The 15,540-nt window shown below is 67.6% G+C and carries 17 protein-coding genes; 12 read left to right on the top strand and 5 right to left on the bottom strand.

What is annotated here, in order from left to right:
* Positions 1-99 precede the first annotated feature (99 nt).
* The 4 genes from secB (at position 100) to G432_RS15485 (ending at position 4,197) form a co-directional block, all read left to right on the top strand.
* On the top strand, positions 100-609 hold the full coding sequence (gene secB / locus G432_RS15500; RefSeq protein WP_015459758.1) for a protein-export chaperone SecB: 510 nt from the start codon (positions 100-102) through the stop codon (positions 607-609).
* Positions 610-705: 96 nt separating this feature from the next.
* Positions 706-2,268, top strand: coding sequence for a murein biosynthesis integral membrane protein MurJ (murJ, locus tag G432_RS15495; protein WP_015459757.1), 1,563 nt, complete (start codon positions 706-708; stop codon positions 2,266-2,268).
* A complete protein-coding gene (gene trpS / locus G432_RS15490) occupies positions 2,268-3,272 on the top strand; it encodes a tryptophan--tRNA ligase (RefSeq protein WP_015459756.1) in 1,005 nt (334 codons plus the stop codon). The genes murJ and trpS overlap by 1 nt, the downstream gene beginning before the upstream one ends.
* 277 nt (positions 3,273-3,549) lie before the next feature.
* Positions 3,550-4,197, top strand: a complete 648-nt coding sequence (locus G432_RS15485) for a DUF4136 domain-containing protein (RefSeq protein WP_041864954.1) — start codon at positions 3,550-3,552, stop codon at positions 4,195-4,197.
* A 92-nt stretch (positions 4,198-4,289) separates the two neighbouring features.
* Here G432_RS15485 and dnaA read toward each other — a convergent pair whose 3' ends face one another.
* The 3 genes from dnaA to mutM form a co-directional block, all read right to left on the bottom strand.
* Positions 4,290-5,678, bottom strand: coding sequence for a chromosomal replication initiator protein DnaA (gene dnaA / locus G432_RS15480; RefSeq protein WP_041865469.1), 1,389 nt, complete (start codon positions 5,676-5,678; stop codon positions 4,290-4,292).
* A 460-nt stretch (positions 5,679-6,138) separates the two neighbouring features.
* Positions 6,139-6,402, bottom strand: coding sequence for a 30S ribosomal protein S20 (gene rpsT, locus G432_RS15475; RefSeq protein WP_015459753.1), 264 nt, complete (start codon positions 6,400-6,402; stop codon positions 6,139-6,141).
* Between the two features lie 95 nt (positions 6,403-6,497).
* The gene (gene mutM / locus G432_RS15470; protein WP_015459752.1) at positions 6,498-7,310 is read right to left on the bottom strand and encodes a bifunctional DNA-formamidopyrimidine glycosylase/DNA-(apurinic or apyrimidinic site) lyase; all 813 of its coding nucleotides are present in this window, start codon (positions 7,308-7,310) and stop codon (positions 6,498-6,500) included.
* 58 nt (positions 7,311-7,368) lie between these two features.
* Between mutM and G432_RS15465 the strand changes: the two genes are divergently transcribed.
* From G432_RS15465 to G432_RS15430, 8 genes are all read left to right on the top strand, one after another.
* Entirely contained in the window at positions 7,369-8,097 is a 729-nt protein-coding gene (locus G432_RS15465; RefSeq protein ID WP_015459751.1) for a class I SAM-dependent methyltransferase, read from the top strand.
* The gene (ubiB, locus tag G432_RS15460; RefSeq protein WP_015459750.1) at positions 8,094-9,626 is read left to right on the top strand and encodes a 2-polyprenylphenol 6-hydroxylase; all 1,533 of its coding nucleotides are present in this window, start codon (positions 8,094-8,096) and stop codon (positions 9,624-9,626) included. Before G432_RS15465 ends, ubiB begins: the two co-directional genes overlap by 4 nt.
* 179 nt (positions 9,627-9,805) lie before the next feature.
* Positions 9,806-10,465: a PEPxxWA-CTERM sorting domain-containing protein gene (locus tag G432_RS15455; RefSeq protein ID WP_015459749.1), complete on the top strand. Its 660-nt coding sequence runs from the start codon at positions 9,806-9,808 to the stop codon at positions 10,463-10,465.
* 347 nt (positions 10,466-10,812) lie between these two features.
* Positions 10,813-12,033 carry a bifunctional phosphopantothenoylcysteine decarboxylase/phosphopantothenate--cysteine ligase CoaBC gene (gene coaBC / locus G432_RS15450; RefSeq protein WP_015459748.1) on the top strand — a complete coding sequence of 407 codons (1,221 nt, stop codon included), beginning with the start codon at positions 10,813-10,815 and terminating at the stop codon, positions 12,031-12,033.
* Between the two features lie 5 nt (positions 12,034-12,038).
* Positions 12,039-12,752, top strand: coding sequence for a type 1 glutamine amidotransferase domain-containing protein (locus G432_RS15445; protein ID WP_015459747.1), 714 nt, complete (start codon positions 12,039-12,041; stop codon positions 12,750-12,752).
* A gap of 34 nt (positions 12,753-12,786) precedes the next feature.
* The gene (gene dut / locus G432_RS15440) at positions 12,787-13,275 is read left to right on the top strand and encodes a dUTP diphosphatase (protein ID WP_015459746.1); all 489 of its coding nucleotides are present in this window, start codon (positions 12,787-12,789) and stop codon (positions 13,273-13,275) included.
* Positions 13,272-14,030 (top strand): HesA/MoeB/ThiF family protein, encoded by a 759-nt coding sequence (locus tag G432_RS15435; protein WP_015459745.1) that lies wholly within the window; start codon positions 13,272-13,274, stop codon positions 14,028-14,030. Before dut ends, G432_RS15435 begins: the two co-directional genes overlap by 4 nt.
* Before the next feature lie 9 nt (positions 14,031-14,039).
* Positions 14,040-14,426 (top strand): DsrE family protein, encoded by a 387-nt coding sequence (locus tag G432_RS15430; protein ID WP_015459744.1) that lies wholly within the window; start codon positions 14,040-14,042, stop codon positions 14,424-14,426.
* Positions 14,427-14,609: 183 nt separating this feature from the next.
* On the opposite strand, the gene G432_RS15425 is transcribed toward G432_RS15430, so the two are convergent.
* Both G432_RS15425 and G432_RS15420 read right to left on the bottom strand, forming a co-directional pair.
* On the bottom strand, positions 14,610-15,038 hold the full coding sequence (locus tag G432_RS15425; RefSeq protein ID WP_015459743.1) for an ExbD/TolR family protein: 429 nt from the start codon (positions 15,036-15,038) through the stop codon (positions 14,610-14,612).
* Between the two features lie 15 nt (positions 15,039-15,053).
* Positions 15,054-15,536, bottom strand: a complete 483-nt coding sequence (locus tag G432_RS15420) for an ExbD/TolR family protein (RefSeq protein ID WP_015459742.1) — start codon at positions 15,534-15,536, stop codon at positions 15,054-15,056.
* Positions 15,537-15,540: the final 4 nt, after the last annotated feature.

Below are 15,540 nucleotides of genomic sequence, written 5' to 3'. Positions count from 1 at the left end.
GCGCGGTCCCGCCATCGGTCCGCCGCGCGCGCCATTGCCCTCCCGCGCCCCGCCTGCTAGTCGCGCGGCGCATTCCACCCAATTAAAAGGCATATCCGGATGGCCGAAGAAGAAGGCATCGCGAACATGGGCGAAACGCTCGCCAACGGCGAGGACAACCTGCCCCAGGTGGCGTTGATCGCCCAATATGTGAAGGATCTGTCTTTCGAGAATCCGAACGCGCCGGCCGTGTATCAGTGGCAGGGCCAGCCGCAGATCGACGTGCAGTTCAACATCCGCGCCGATACGCTGGGCGAGGACGTGCACGAAGTGGCGCTGAAGATCGATGTCACCGCCGCCGCCGATCAGGGCGTCGCCTTCAAGGCGGATCTGCTGTTCGCCGGCCTGTTCGGCATCCGCAACGTGCCGCAGGACCAGCTCCAGGGCTTCCTGCTGGCCGAAGCGCCCCGCCTGCTCTTCCCCTTCGCCCGGCGCGTGCTGGCCGATGCGGTGCGCGACGGCAATTTCCCGCCGCTGATGCTGGAGCCGATCGATTTCGGCGCGCTCTATCTTCAGCAGCAGGCCCAGGCGCAGGCGCTGGGCACCGGCGAACCGGCCGGCCAGGCCTGATGTTCGCGGGGCCGGCGCTTCCGGCCCCGTCCCTTCCGGGCCGGCCCGCCGGCCGGCCCCGAGGCTTGCGACCATGAACAGGATCGGCTTGCGCGCATGAACCTTACCAGGGCGATCGGCACGATCGGCGGGCTGACGATGATCAGCCGCATCTTCGGCTTCGCGCGCGAAATGCTGATGTCGCGCATCATGGGGGCATCGGGCGCCGCCGATGCCTTCCTGGTCGCCTTCCGCCTGCCCAACACCTTCCGCCGCCTGTTCGGCGAAGGCGCCTTCTCGGCGGGCTTCGTGCCCCTGTTCAGCCAGCGGCTGCACGGGCAGGGCGGGATCGAGGATGCGCGCAAATTCTCGGAAGAGGTGCTGGCGGTGTTCCTGCCCACCCTCTTCCTCTTCACCCTCGTCTTCGAAATCGCGATGCCGGCCTTCGTGTGGGCGATCGCCTCGGGCTATGCGGACGAACCCGCCAAGTTCGCGCTCACCGTATCGCTGACGCGGATCACCTTCCCCTATCTGCTGCTGATCAGTCTCGTCTCGCTCTTTTCGGGCGTGCTCAATTCGCTGACGAAGTTCGCCGCCGCCGCCTTCGCGCCCGCGCTGCTCAACGTCGCGATGCTGGGCGCGCTGATCCTGGTGCCGGCGGGCGGGGTGAAGACGGCCTATGCGCTGGCGATCGGCGTCACCGTCGGCGGCGTGCTCCAGCTCGCCCTGCTGTGGAACGGCGCGCGCCGGGCGGGCATCTCGCTGCGCCTGCGCCGTCCGCGGATCACCCCCGGCGTGCGGCAATTCTTCGTGGTGGTGATCCCGGCCACGCTGGGCGCGGGCGTCTACCAGATCAGCCAGCTCATCGACACCTTCTTCGCCACCCGGCTGCCCGAAGGATCGATGTCGTTCCTCAATTATTCGGACAGGCTGAACCAGCTGCCGCTGTCGGTGATCGGCACCGCGCTCGGCACCGCCATCCTGCCCCAGATCAGCCGCTTCATCGCCAGGGGCGAGCCGGACGAGGCCGCCAAGGTCCAGGGCCAGGCGGTCGAGCTTTCGATGCTGCTCTGCCTGCCGGCCGCGCTGGCGCTGGCGGTCGTGGCCGGCCCGCTCTGCGCGGCGCTGTTCCAGGGCGGCAAGTTCACCGCGCATGATGCAATGGTGACGGGCAATGTGCTTGCCATCATCGTCGCCGGCCTGCCGGCCTATGTGCTGGTCAAGGTCATCACCCCCGGCTTCTATGCGCGGGAGGATACGAAGACGCCGGTGAAGACGGCCGCGATCGTGCTGATCGCCAATATCGTCCTCAACTTCGCCCTGATCCCGCTGTTCGGCATCTACGGCCTCGCCTTCGCGATCGCCGCCTGTTCCTGGCTCAATTGCCTGATGCTCTATGCGATATTGCGCGCGCGCGGCCATTTTCGCATCGAAGGCTGGCTCTGGGGGCGCATCGCCCGCCAGATCGCCGCGGGCCTGGTGATGGCGGCCGTCCTCTGGGCCCTGCGCATGGCGTTCGCGGACTGGTTCGCCGGCTCCGTGGGCAAGCGGATGATCTCGGTCATGGCCCTCGTGGGCATTGGCGGGATCGTCTATTTCGGCGCCGCCTGGCTGTTCGGCGGCATGGACAAGGAAGCAATCCGGCTGCTCACCCGCCGCCGCAGGAAGAAGGAAGCATGATGCGCATCGTCTCGGGCATCCAGCCCACCGGCAACCTCCATCTCGGCAATTATCTGGGGGCGATCCGCAACTGGGTGCGCATGCAGGATGGCCTGGGCCAGGGCGACGAATGCCTGTTCTTCCTCGCCTCGCTGCACGCGATCACCGTGCATCACGATCCCGCCCAGCTGCGCGCCAACATCCGCGAGATGGCGGCCGCGCTGATCGCCGCCGGCATCGATCCGGCGCGCTCCACCCTGTTCAGCCAGGCGGACGTGCCCGCCCATGCCGAACTGTGCTGGCTGCTGAACGGCACGGCGCGGATCGGCTGGCTGAACCGGATGACCCAGTTCAAGGAGAAATCGGGCAAGAATCGCGAGGGCGCCTCGGTCGGCCTCTATGCCTATCCGGTGCTCCAGGCGGCGGACGTGCTGCTCTACCAGGCCACCCACGTCCCCGTGGGCGAGGACCAGAAGCAGCATCTGGAGCTGGCGCGCGACGTCGCGACCAAGTTCAACACCGATTTCGAGGTGGAGCTGTTCACCCTCCCCGAACCGATCATCCCGCCGGCGGCAGCCCGCATCATGTCCTTGCGCGACGGCACGGCGAAGATGTCCAAGTCCGATCCTTCGGACATGAGCCGCATCAACCTGACCGACGATGCCGACCTGATCGTGCAGAAGATCCGCAAGGCCAAGACCGACCCGGAACCCCTGCCCGCTTCGGCGGAGGAGCTGGCCGGCCGGCCGGAGGCCCGCAACCTGGTGGGCATCTACGCCGCGCTTTCGGATGAGAGCGTGGAACAGGTGCTCGCCCGCTTCGCCGGCCAGGGCTTCGGCGCGTTCAAGCCCGCGCTGGCGGAGCTTGTGGCCGAGTCGCTGCGCCCGGTGAAGGCCCGGCTCGATGCGCTGCGCGCCGATCCTGCCGAGCTCGATCGGCTGCTCGGCCTCGGCGCCGCCCGCGCCCGGGAGGCGGCCGCCTCCACGCTCGACGCCACCTACCGCGCGATGGGCCTGCGCTGGTAGGATCTGCCGATAGGATCAAAAAGGCATTTTCCGCCAAGGCGGAGGCGGAACGACTCCGTCATAAGGAACGGAAGGCACGGGCATTATCCCCCTGAGAGCGCCCGGCCCCCCCGTTGGGCGCGATGGCCGTGCCTTCCACCCGATTACGCCTTCGGATCATTGCCGATTTTTCATTTCGCATCCGTCGATGTTCAACGCATGTTCAGCCCTACTATGCGATACATCGGCGTTGTTATATTCCGGGGTTACAACCCTTTGCCCTGCGAGGTCGCCAGCCATGTCCTTATCTAGACGGATATTCACCCTCGCCGTGCCGGCAGCGGCGCTGCTGGCGCTTTCGGGCTGCGCCACCCCGTTCAAGGCGGATGTCGCCCGCTTCCAGGCGATGCCGGCCCCGCAGGGCCAGAGCTTCACGATCCGGCCGGCCGATCCCCGCAACGAAGGCGGCCTGGAATTCGGCCAATATGCCGATCTCGTCGCCCAGCAGCTCGTTTCCCAGGGCTATGTGCCCGCGCGCGAGGGGGCGAACGCCACCCTCACCGTCACGCTCGATTACGGCGTCGACAACGGCCAGCAGAAGGTCGTCACCCGTCCGGGCTTCGGCGCCGGCTATGGCGGCTGGGGCCGGCCCTATGGCCGCTGGGGCTACCGCTCTTCCTTCTATTATGGCTGGAACGATCCCTTCTGGTATGATCCCTGGGCCTATCCGGACGTGTCGAGCTACACCTTCTATACCAGCTATCTCGACATGACGATCAGCGGCCAGAACGGACAGCGGCTGTTCGAGGGCAAGGCCAAGGCGCGCTCGACCACCGATAGCCTGCCCACGCTGGTGCCGAATCTGGTGCAGGCGATGTTCACCAACTTCCCGGGCCGCTCGGGCGAGGAGGTGCGCATCACCATCCCGCCGCCCAAGAAGGACTGATCCGGCCTCAGATCATGAAAAAGGCCCCGTCCGATCCATCGGCGGGGCCTTTTTCATGGGCTTGAGCTTGGGACCGGTGCCTTGCGGAAGGATCAGCCTTCCAGCTGGCGCATCAGCAGGCGCACGTCGGCGTCCAGCTCGGCATCGGTCTGGCGCAATTTCTCGATCTGCTTCACCGCGTGGATCACGGTCGTATGGTCCCGCCCGCCGAAGCGGCGGCCGATCTCGGGCAGCGAGCGCGGCGTGAGCTGCTTGGCCAGATACATGGCGATCTGCCGGGGCCGGGCCACCTCGCGGGCGCGGCGGGATGACGCCATTTCGGATTGCTTGATGCGATAATGCTCGCACACCCGGCGCTGGATCTCGTCGATGGTGATCCGCCGCTGGGTGGCGCGCAGCATGTCCGCCAGCGTCTCCTGCGTGAACTCCATGTCGATCGGCCGGCCCGACAGCAGCGAATAGGCGACGACGCGGTTGAGCGCGCCTTCCAGCTCGCGGACGTTGGTGCTGATGCGCCGCGCCAGGAACAGCACGACATCCTCTGGCACCTTGGCCTGGGGCATCGCCTCCAGCTTCTTGACGATGATGTTCAGCCGCAGCTCGAAATCGGCGGGGTTCACGTCCGCCACCAGCCCCCAGGACAGGCGGGAAAGGATGCGGCTTTCGATCCCTTCCAGGTCCTGCGGGCTGCGATCGGCGGTGATGACGAGCCGGCGGCCGGCCGAGATGATCTCGTTCATCGTGTGGAAGAATTCTTCCTGGGTCGATTCCTTGCCGGCGATGAACTGCACGTCGTCGATCATCAGCACGTCGGCCGCGCGCAGACGGGCCTTGAAGCTGTGCGTGTCCTTGGCGCGCATCGCGGCCACGAACTCGTACATGAACTTCTCGGCGGACATGTAGATGATCCGCGCGCCCGGCTGGCGGGCCAGGAATTCCTGGCCGATCGCATGCATCAGGTGCGTCTTGCCGAGGCCGGTGCCGCCATGGAGGAAGAGCGGGTTGAAACCCAGCACCCCGCCCTCGGCCACCGTGCGGGCGGCGTTGTAGGCGACCTCGTTGGCCTTGCCGACCACGAACGAATCGAAGCTGTAACGCGCCTCGAAGCCGTGCTCCACCGGCGCCTGCGCCACGGGCGCGGCCACGGGCGGCTCGGCCTCGGGCTGGGTCGCGGCCTCCGCCTCGTCGCCGGGAATCGTGAACAGCGCCGGCCGGCCGCCATCGGCGCTGATCGCCACCTTGGAAACCTGCGGCAGCATCGCCCGCCAGGCCTGCAGCAGCTGCTCGGCGAAATGCGTCTCGACCCAATTGGCCATGAAATCGGAAGGCGCCGCCAGACGCACGGTGGCCTCGTCCGAATCGAACTCGACGAGCGTCACCGGCTTCAGCCACCCGTCGAAGGTGCGGGCGCCGCAGGATTTGCGCAGGCTTGCGCGAATCGCCTCCCACGCGGCCTCGAAGGGCGAAGGGGCCTGATCGATGGCCCCGGCGCCTGATTCGTCCGGCGTGGAAAGAAACGAAGCGGCTGATGTCACGTCGGTCCCTTCAGTTGGCCTCCCCACGGGCGCGCCGGGACACGAGAGACAAAACGCCCCCTCTGCGCAATCGCCCCCGCGATCACCGCATGTTCCCGTCGTTACCGCAATCCGCACAGGCCGGAGATTCGCCGGCGCGGACCGTCTTTGTGAAAGGCGATTGGCCTCGGATCAAGGCCCCCGGATGCAACAAAAAAGAAATAATGGCGCTTGACAGCAAAAGCCCGGCTTTTGCGTGCCCGCCGCGCAAACCGCTGAATTCAGGTCATAAAAATGCAATTCCCGAAAACGTCACACAGGACGAATCGTGGAGATTCCTAGAATTCGCGATTGTCATGGAAAAGAAACGAAAAGGCCCGCCGGGGCATCATCCCCGGCGGGCCTTTAACGTGGCAGTAACGATCGGTCAGCCGAGCGCGGCGACCCGCTTCGTCAGGCGCGCGAACTTGCGCGACGCGGTATTCTTGTGGAGCACGCCCTTGGAGACGCCACGGGCCAGCTCCGGCTGGGCGGCGGCGAGCGCGGCGCTCGCGGCAGCCTTGTCGCCCGTCGAGAGCGCAAGCTCCACCTTCTTGATGAAGGTGCGGATGCGGCTCACGCGCGCGCCGTTGATCTCGGCCCGGCGTTCGTTCCGGCGGATGCGCTTCTTTGCCTGCGGCGTGTTCGCCATGTCGTCCTCAACAGATCAAAAAGGGATGCGGCGCAAGGAGCGATCCCGCGCCGGGAAGGCCGGCTTCATACACGTCTGGCGGCATTCGTCAACCTTCACGCCTGGCAGGCCGGGCAGAAGAAGGTGGATCGGCCGCCATCCACGCGCCGCGCGATGGTGGCGCCGCAGGTGCAGGCTTCGCCCTCGCGGCCATAGACGCGCCACTGGCTGGCGAAATAGCCCAGCTCGCCATTGGGCTGCACATAATCCTTGAGCGAGGAGCCCCCCGCCTCGATCGCCGCCGCCAGCACGGCGCGAATCGCCTCCACCAGCCGCCCCAGCTTCGCCCGCGTGATTCGCCCGGCCGGCGTGGCGGGCGCGATCCCGGCGATGTGGAGCGCCTCGCACACATAGATGTTGCCCAGCCCCGCCACGATCCGCTGGTCCAGCAGCAGCGCCTTCACCGGCGCAATCCGCCCGTCGAAGGCGTCGCGCAGGTGGGTGGCGGTCAGCCCCGGCCCCAGCGGCTCCGGCCCCAGCGCCAGGAAGGCGGGGAAATCGCCCACCGCCTCCGTCGCCACCAGATCGAGCGAACCGAAGCGGCGCGGATCGTTCAGCGTCAGCCTGCGCCCGGCTTCCGTCTCGATCACCAGATGATCGTGCTTGCCGATCGCATCCGGGTCGATCCGCCAGCTTCCCGACATGCCGAGGTGGAAGATCAGCGTGTCGCCGCGATCCGTCTCGATCAGCCCGTATTTCGCGCGCCGGCCCAGCCCGGTGACGGTGGCGCCGGTCAGCCGCTGGCGCAGGTCCGGCGGGATCGGGCGGCGCAGGTCGGGCCGGCGCGGCTCCACGGTCACCAGCCTGTGCCCCTCCAGCGGGCCACGAAGGCCGCGGACGGTGGTTTCGACTTCGGGAAGCTCGGGCATGATATTGTTGCGATATGGCCCGTGACCTCGCGGGGCAACCCTTGTAGAGGCCGGGTCCATGGAAACCGTATCCTTCGGCTATTCGGACGTCAGCCCCGAGGAGAAGACCGAGCGCGTCGGCGCCGTCTTCCGCAACGTCGCCTCGCGTTACGATCTGATGAACGACGCGATGTCGGGCGGCATGCATCGTCTGTGGAAGGACCGCTTCGTCCGCCGGGTGAAGCCGCGTGCGGGCGAGGCGATCCTCGACATGGCCGGCGGCACCGGCGACATCGCCTTCCGCCATGCCCGCTCCGGCGCGCAGGTCACGGTGGCCGATATCAACCCCGCCATGCTGGAAGTGGGGATGGAGCGCGCGAAGAAGCGCGGCATCCACGGCCTGATCTGGGCGGAACAGAATGCCGAGACGCTGAGCTTCGGCGATCGCGAGTTCGATGCCTATACCATCGCCTTCGGCATCCGGAACGTCACCGATATCCCGGCCGCGCTCCGCGAGGCGCATCGCGTGCTGAAGCGCGGCGGCCGCTTTTTCTGCCTCGAATTCTCGACCAACCAGTGGCCGGGCTTCGCCGAAGCCTATGATGCCTATTCGCATCGCCTGGTGCCGAAGCTGGGCAAGCTGCTGGCCAATGACGAGGACAGCTATCGCTACCTGATCGAATCGATCCGCCGCTTCCCGGACATGCCCAGCTTCGAGCGGATGATCGCCGAGGCGGGCTTCGTCCGGACGAATGTCGAGCCGATTCTCGGCGGCCTCGTCGCCATCCACAGCGGCTGGAAGATTTGACCCACTTCATTGTCCATACTGCCCGCCTGCTGAAGTGGGGCCGAACCCTCGCGCGTCACGGCGCCTTGCTGGGCATAGAGCGCGATCCGCTTACGCCGCCGCCAGCACGTCGGATCGCCCGCATCCTGCGCATCGGCGCACGCCTGCCCAAGGTGCCGGCTTATGCCGATGCCTTCCAGGCGATCGGCCCGGCGGCGATCAAGCTGGGCCAGAGCCTCGCCACCCGCCCCGATCTGGTGGGGGAGGAAGCCGCCAACGATCTGCTGCGCCTGCAGGATGCGCTGCCGCCTTTGCCCTTCGATCAGATCCGCGATCAGATCGAACAATCCTTCCACGGCCCGATCGACCAGCTTTTCGCGTCGATCGATCCGGTGCCGGTGGGCGCCGCCTCGATCGCGCAGGTCCATCGCGCCGTCACCACCGAGGGGCGCGAAGTCGCCGTCAAGGTGCTCCGGCCCGGCGTGGAGCGCGAATTCGCCAAGGCCATCGACACCTATGAATGGGCGGCCGCCCAGGCCGAGGCGATGGGCGGCGAGCTGGCCCGGCTGCGTCCCCGCCTGGTCATCGCGACCTTCAAGCGCTGGACCGCGCGCGAGCTCGATCTCCGGCGCGAGGCGGCATCCGCTTCCGAGCTGGCCGAAGGCATGGAGGCGGAACCCGCCTTCGTCGTTCCCGCGATCGATTGGCAGCGCACGTCGGGCAAGGTGCTCACGCTCGAATGGGTCGACGGGCTCAAGCTTTCCGATCGCGATGCGCTGGTCGCCGCCGGCCATGATCCGGGCGTGATCGCCGGCAACCTCGTCCGCGCCTTCCTCCGCCAGGCGATCGCCGAGGGCTTCTTCCACGCCGATCTCCACCAGGGCAATCTGTTCGTGCTGCCGGACGGGCGGATCGCGGCGATCGATTTCGGCATCATGGGCCGGATCGACCGGCGCGCGCGGCTGTGGCTGGCGGAGATCATCTACGGCCTCATCACCGGCAATTACCGGCGCGTGGCGGAGATTCATTTCGAGGCGCAATATGTGCCCGCCCACCACAATGTCGCCGAATTCGCCACCGCGCTGCGCGCCGTGGGCGAGCCGATGCGCGGCCGGCCCGTGAAGGAGCTGTCCGTCGGCCAGATGCTGGACGGGCTGTTCGCCATCACCCGCGATTTCGACATGCAGACCCAGCCGCACCTGCTGCTGCTGCAAAAGACGATGGTGATGGTCGAAGGCGTGGCCACCGCGCTCGATCCCGATATCAACATGTGGGAAACGGCCGCTCCCTTCGTAAGGGAATGGCTGCGGTCCGAACTCGGGCCCGAGGCCGCGATCGCCGATCGAATCGGCGCGGACGTCCGCACCCTCGCCCGCATCCCGGATCTGATCCGCCGAATCGAGGCACGCTTCCCGGCGGAAGGCGGCGCCCCGCCCTTGCCCCCACTGGCCGAGGTGGAGGTGGTCCGCATCAGCCCGCCCTGGCGCTACCTTTTTGTTATTGCAGCCGGATTTGCGGCGGGCTTTGCCGCTCACCTGCTGCTGGGCTGAAATCCGCGATACCCGGATGGGACAATCGGGCGCCCCTTATCTGCATTGACAAAAGGTTAACTTTTCGTTCATATTTTGCAGTGCAGCGGAGCAGCCGGAAAGTGCTGTTGCCGGGTCCGCAGCCGCATAACAGGTCGCATTGTTGTTCTGTCGTTTGGCTCAGACACAGGGGATTTACCATGCGTAAAGTCCTGACCGCCGCTACGTTGCTTACCGGTACCATCATCAGCAGCGCCGCCTTCGCCGCCGTCCCCGTCACCACCGATCTCGATACCTGGAAGTCGCTCGCCGGCCCCTGGCTGGAGGACACGGAATATGGCGCCACCGGCACCAGCCTTTCCTCCGTCACGCTGGATGGCGGCGTCACGCTCAACTTCAACCATGCCGTCTCGGTCGCCGCGATCGGCAATGGCTGGGCCACCTGGTCCGGCGGCTATACCGGCGATGTCCTGCGTAATCTGGGGACCAGCTCGGTCACGGCCACGCTGGCCGATGCGGTCGACGGCTTCGGCTTCTTCCTGGAACCGAACGTCTTTTCCAACTTCCTCTTCACCATCACCACCAGCGACGGCACGGTCGTGAACCAGCTCATCCAGGGCAATTCCGGCGCCAAATTCTTCGGCTGGAACGGCCCCGGTATCACCAACTTCACCATCTCCGTCGCATCCGGCGCGGGCGGCTTCGCCTTCGGCGATTTCTTCCTCTACCGCCGCGATATCACCAACGTCCCGATCGTGCCCGAACCGGCCAGCTGGGCACTCATGATCGCCGGCTTCGGCCTGATGGGCGCCGCCCTTCGCCGTGCCCGTGCGGAGCGCGTAACCTACGCGCTGGGCTGAACGGGGGAGCCTGAAGTCCGGCCGGCCTTGCTGCATCGCGGCATATCCGCCGGTCAGGCTCCCCATTCGCCTCCCTTGCGGCTCTCAGGGTCGCAAGCCCGGTGCTGTTCGGCACCGCCTTGGCACAGTCTCTTGATGCAGCCCCTGTCCTACGCGCGGCCGGCACGGCATAATCCCCGGATGCCAGGCCCTTCCTCCCCCGCCCATCCAGCGATCCGCGCAACCGCCCGTCCTCGCCGGCCGGGCGGCTCCCGTCTCTCGACTTCGCGTCCGATCGGCTTCATGGATGCAGCGATGGCAATCCTCAACTTCCTCAACTTCGCTCCCGCAGCCGGGGATTTTCGCGCGTGACGGGGCATCGGATTCTCCTCATCGTCGGCGGGGGGATCGCGGCCTACAAGGCGTGCGAGCTGATCCGGCTGATTCGCAAGGCGGGCATGTCGGTGCGCTGCGTGCTCACGGCGGCGGGCGAGCAGTTCGTGACGCCGATGACGCTGGCGGCGCTTTCCGAACAGCCCGTGCATACCAGCCTGTGGGATCTGAAGGACGAGGCCGAGATGGGCCATATCCAGCTCAGCCGCGAGGCCGATCTGGTGGTGGTCGCCCCGGCCACGGCCAATCTGCTCGCCCGGATGAATGCCGGCATCGCCGACGATCTCGCCACCACCCTGCTGCTCGCCACCGACAAGCCCGTGCTGGCCGCCCCGGCGATGAACGTCCGCATGTGGCAGCACGCCGCCACGCGCCGCAACGTCGCCCAGCTCCGCGCCGATGGCGTGACGGTGATGGAGCCGGACGAGGGCGCCATGGCCTGCGGGGAATATGGCCCCGGCCGCCTGCCCGATCCCGAAGCCATCCTCGCCGCGATCACCGCCCAGCTTGCGCCGGTGAAGCGCCTGCCGGCGGACGCGCGCCCGCTCGCCGGCCGGCACGTCATCGTCACCGCCGGCCCGACGCATGAGCCGATCGATCCGGTGCGCTACATCGCCAATCGTTCCTCCGGCCGGCAGGGCTTCGCCATTGCCGGCGCGCTGGCCGCGCTCGGCGCGCGCGTCACGCTGGTGGCCGGGCCTGTCGTCCTGCCAACGCCCGCCGGCGTCGATCGGGTGGACGTGGAAACCGCGCGCGAGATGGCGGCCGCCGTCGATGCCGCGCTTCCCGCCGATGCGGCGGTGATGGTCGCCGCCGTGGCCGACTGGCACGTCACCGCCGCCGATCAGAAGATCAAGAAGCAGCCCGGCGGCGCGGCGCCCGCGCTCGCGCTGGCCGAAAACCCCGATATCCTCGCCACGCTCGCCGCCAGCCCGCGCCGGCCGGCGCTGGTGGTGGGCTTCGCGGCCGAGACGGAGCAGGTGCTCGCCCACGCCACCGCCAAGCGCGCCCGCAAGGGGGCGGACTGGATCGTCGCCAACGACGTTTCCGGCGGGAAAGGCGAAAGCGTGATGGGCGGCGCGCGCAACAGCGTCCACATCGTCACCGCCGACGGCGTGGAAAGCTGGCCCGATCTTCCCAAGGAAGCGGTGGCGACCCGTCTGGCCGATCGGATCGCCGCGGCCCTCACCGCCTGAATCCCATGCGCATCCTGTTCGTGCTGACCTCGCAGGGCCGGATGGGTGCCGGCGATCGCCCGACCGGCCTGTGGATCGAGGAATTCACCGCCCCCTATTTCCTGTTCCGCGATGCCGGGGCGGCGATCACGCTCGCCTCGCCGCTGGGCGGCCCCGTGCCCACCGATCCCACCGGCAATGCCGTGAAGCCCGTGCCGCCCTCGGTCGCGCGCTTCCGCGACGATGCCGCCGCGCAATCCGCCCTGACCGCAACCCGGCCCCTCGCCGCGATCGCCCCCCATGGCTTCCCCCAGGGCTTCGACGCGATCTTCTATCCCGGCGGGCTCGGCCCGATGTGGGATCTCGCCGCCGATCCCCATTCCCGCACCCTGATCGAAACCGCCTTCGCGGCCGCCACGCCCATCGCCTTCGTCTGCCACGGCCAGGCCGCTCTCGCCGCCTGCCGGGCGCCCGATGGCCGTCCGCTCGTCGCCGGCCGCCGCCTCACCGCCTTCAGCCGCGCGGAGGACGAGGCGGCCGGCCTCGTCACCCTTGCCCCCTTCGTGCTGGAGGATCGGCTGCGCGCGCTGGGCGCGGATTTCCGCCACGGCCCGCCGGACGCGCCCTTCATCGTCCGCGACGGGCATCTCCTCACCGGCCAGAACCCCGCGTCGTCGCTACCGCTGGCCGAAGCGCTGCTGGCTCTTCTCACGCTTGAACCGGGGTCGCCCGCGCCCTAACCCGGCAACCTCACCGCTCAGGAAAGCCCGCTCCATGTCCTTCGATCCGCGCCCCACCATCGAACTCAAGATCGTGGACCCGCGCCTCGCCGAATGGGGGCTGCCGCAATATCAGACGGATCTTTCCGCCGGCATCGATCTCCACGCCTGCATCGACGCGCCGATCGCGGTGGAGGCGCAGGCCCCCGCCATCCTCATCCCCTCGGGCATCGCGGTGCTGATGAACGATCCCAACATGGTCGCCTTCCTGCTCGCCCGTTCGGGGCTGGGCCACAAGAAGGGGCTGGTGCTGGGCCAGGCGGTCGGAACCATCGACGCCGATTATGCCAACCAGATCTTCATCAGCACCTGGAACCGCAATCCGCCCGGCAGCGATCCCATCCTGATCGAGCCGGGCGATCGCATCGCCCAGCTCGTCTTCCTGCCGATCCTGCGCCCGCAATTCGCCGTGGTCGATGAATTCAGCGCCACCACCGGCCGGGGCCTGGGCGGCTTCGGCTCCACCGGGGTCGCGCGCGGATGACGCTGAGCGACGCCCAGCTCGATCGCTATGCCCGCCATATCGTGCTGCGCGAGATCGGCGGCGCGGGCCAGCTCAGGCTGCTTTCCGCCCGTGTCGCGGTGATCGGCGCGGGCGGCATCGGTTCCCCCGCTCTCCAATATCTCGCTGCGGCCGGCATCGGCCACATCACCCTGTTCGACGATGATGTCGTCGCCCTCTCGAACCTCCAGCGGCAGACCTTGTTCGGCACGGCGGATGAGGGACGCCGCAAGGTGGATGTCGCCGCCGAACGGGTGGCCGCGCTCAACCCCGACGTGCAGCTCGAAACCCATGCCGAACGGGTGACGGCCGAAAATGCGGCGCAACTGCTTGCCGGGCACGATGTCGTCCTCGACGGGTGCGACAATTTCCGAACGCGGCTGGCGGTGGCCGATGCCGCGCTTGCCCTGCGCATCCCGCTGATATCCGCCGCTGTCGGCCAGTTCGAAGGCCAGCTCGCCACCTATCGCGGGTGGGAGGCGGACAAGCCCTGCTATCGCTGCTTCGTCGGCAACGATCCCGATCGCCCCGATGTAAGCTGCGCCGATCAGGGCGTGCTCGGCGCGCTCACCGGCGTCCTCGGCAGCCTCGCCGCGATGGAGGTGATTCGCACCCTCACCGGCTTCGGCGAGGACGCCGCCGGCCGCCTGCTGCTGATCGACGCCCTCGCCTTCCGCTTCCGCACGCTGTCCCTGCCCAAGGACCCCGCCTGCGGCTGCCGCCATGCCGCCGGATAACCGCCGGCCATGACATCGCCGCCCGCCGCCACGCCGACCGGCCTCACCATCGTCGTCGCCACGGCGGACGGCGAACGCTTCCGCACCGCGCTGATGATGGCGCTGGCCCAGACCGCCCTCGGCGGCACTGCCCGGCTGTTCCTGCAGGAAGGCGCCGTGGCCCTGCTTCTGCCCGATGAGGTTGCGGAGGACGCCGCCCGCTATGCGGCCGCCGGGCTCCCTGCCCGCGCCGCCATATTCGCCGATGCCCTGGATGCCGGCGTCGCGATCACCGCCTGCCAGAGCGGCCTCGCCCTGATCGGCGCCACCGCCGACCGGTTCGATCCCCGCATAGAATGGGGCGGCATGATCGGGCTGCTACAGTCTCTCGGCCAGGATCGGCTCGTCGTCATCTGATCCGGCAGGCCGCTGGGTCTGATCCGGCGGACTGCTCCTAAAGCCGCGGACTGCTCCGAAAGTAGGCCGGCGCAGCAACCTGCTCCGCCCCCAATCATCCCGGCGCAGGCAAACCCGACATGCAAAAAGGGGCGATCCCGCAGGACCGCCCCTCTTTCACATTCGACGCCTTGGCGCGGCTGCTTACCAGCTGCCGTAAGCCTCGTTGCCGACGAAGCCCATCTTCTCGACCTGGGCCCGCTTGGTGACGGCGAGAACCTCGTCCACCACTTCGTAGCGCGCCTGGGGGTCCGGCTGCAGGTGCAGCTCAGGAACCGGGTTCATCGTCTGCGTCTGATCCAGATACTGGCGCAGCACGGTGAGGCTCACCGGACTGCCGTTCCAGAACACCTGGCCGGCGGGATCGATGGTCACCTTGTTCTTGACCGGATCGATCGGCGGCGGGGTCTTCTGGCTGGGATCATCAACCGGCAGATCCAGCTTCACGGCGTGGGTCTGGATCGGAATGGTGATGATGAACATGATGAGGAGCACCAGCATGACGTCGATCAACGGCGTCGTGTTGATGTCCATCATCGGCTCACCATCGGTGGTGCTTGCTGCCATTGCCATGATGGATACTCCTGATCAGAGACGCGGGCTGGTGGTGCCGGCCGGCGGCTGGGAGATGAACCCGACCCGCGCGAAGCCTGCCCGCTGCATGGTGAAGATGGCGCCGCCGATGCAACGGTAAGGCGTCTTCACGTCACCACGAATATGCGCTTCCGGCAGTTCGATGCCAGGCGCGGTCGGGCCGCCCTGCTTGTCGATCTCGGCCTTCAGCTTGACGACCGCCCTGTCGAGCAGTTCCTGCGGCGTCACCAGGGTCTGGCCCCAATAGACTTCGCACTTGCCATCGACCGAGCGCACCGAAAGCGAGACGTTCTCGGGCTTCGTCGTCGTCGGCTCGAACACGACCTTCGGCAGTTCGACTGGCACCGTCTGGACAACGACGGGAACGGTAATGAGGAAGATGATAAGCAGCACCAGCATGACGTCCACGAGTGGCGTCGTGTTGATGTCGGACATCGGCGCGTCGCTGCCCTCCGCGGGGCCGGCACTCATGGCCATAAGG

Origin of the sequence: Sphingomonas sp. MM-1 (assembly GCF_000347675.2) — a bacterium.
Classification (GTDB): domain Bacteria; phylum Pseudomonadota; class Alphaproteobacteria; order Sphingomonadales; family Sphingomonadaceae; genus Sphingomonas_E; species Sphingomonas_E fennica.
This window is presented reverse-complemented; position numbering and strand designations above follow the sequence as displayed.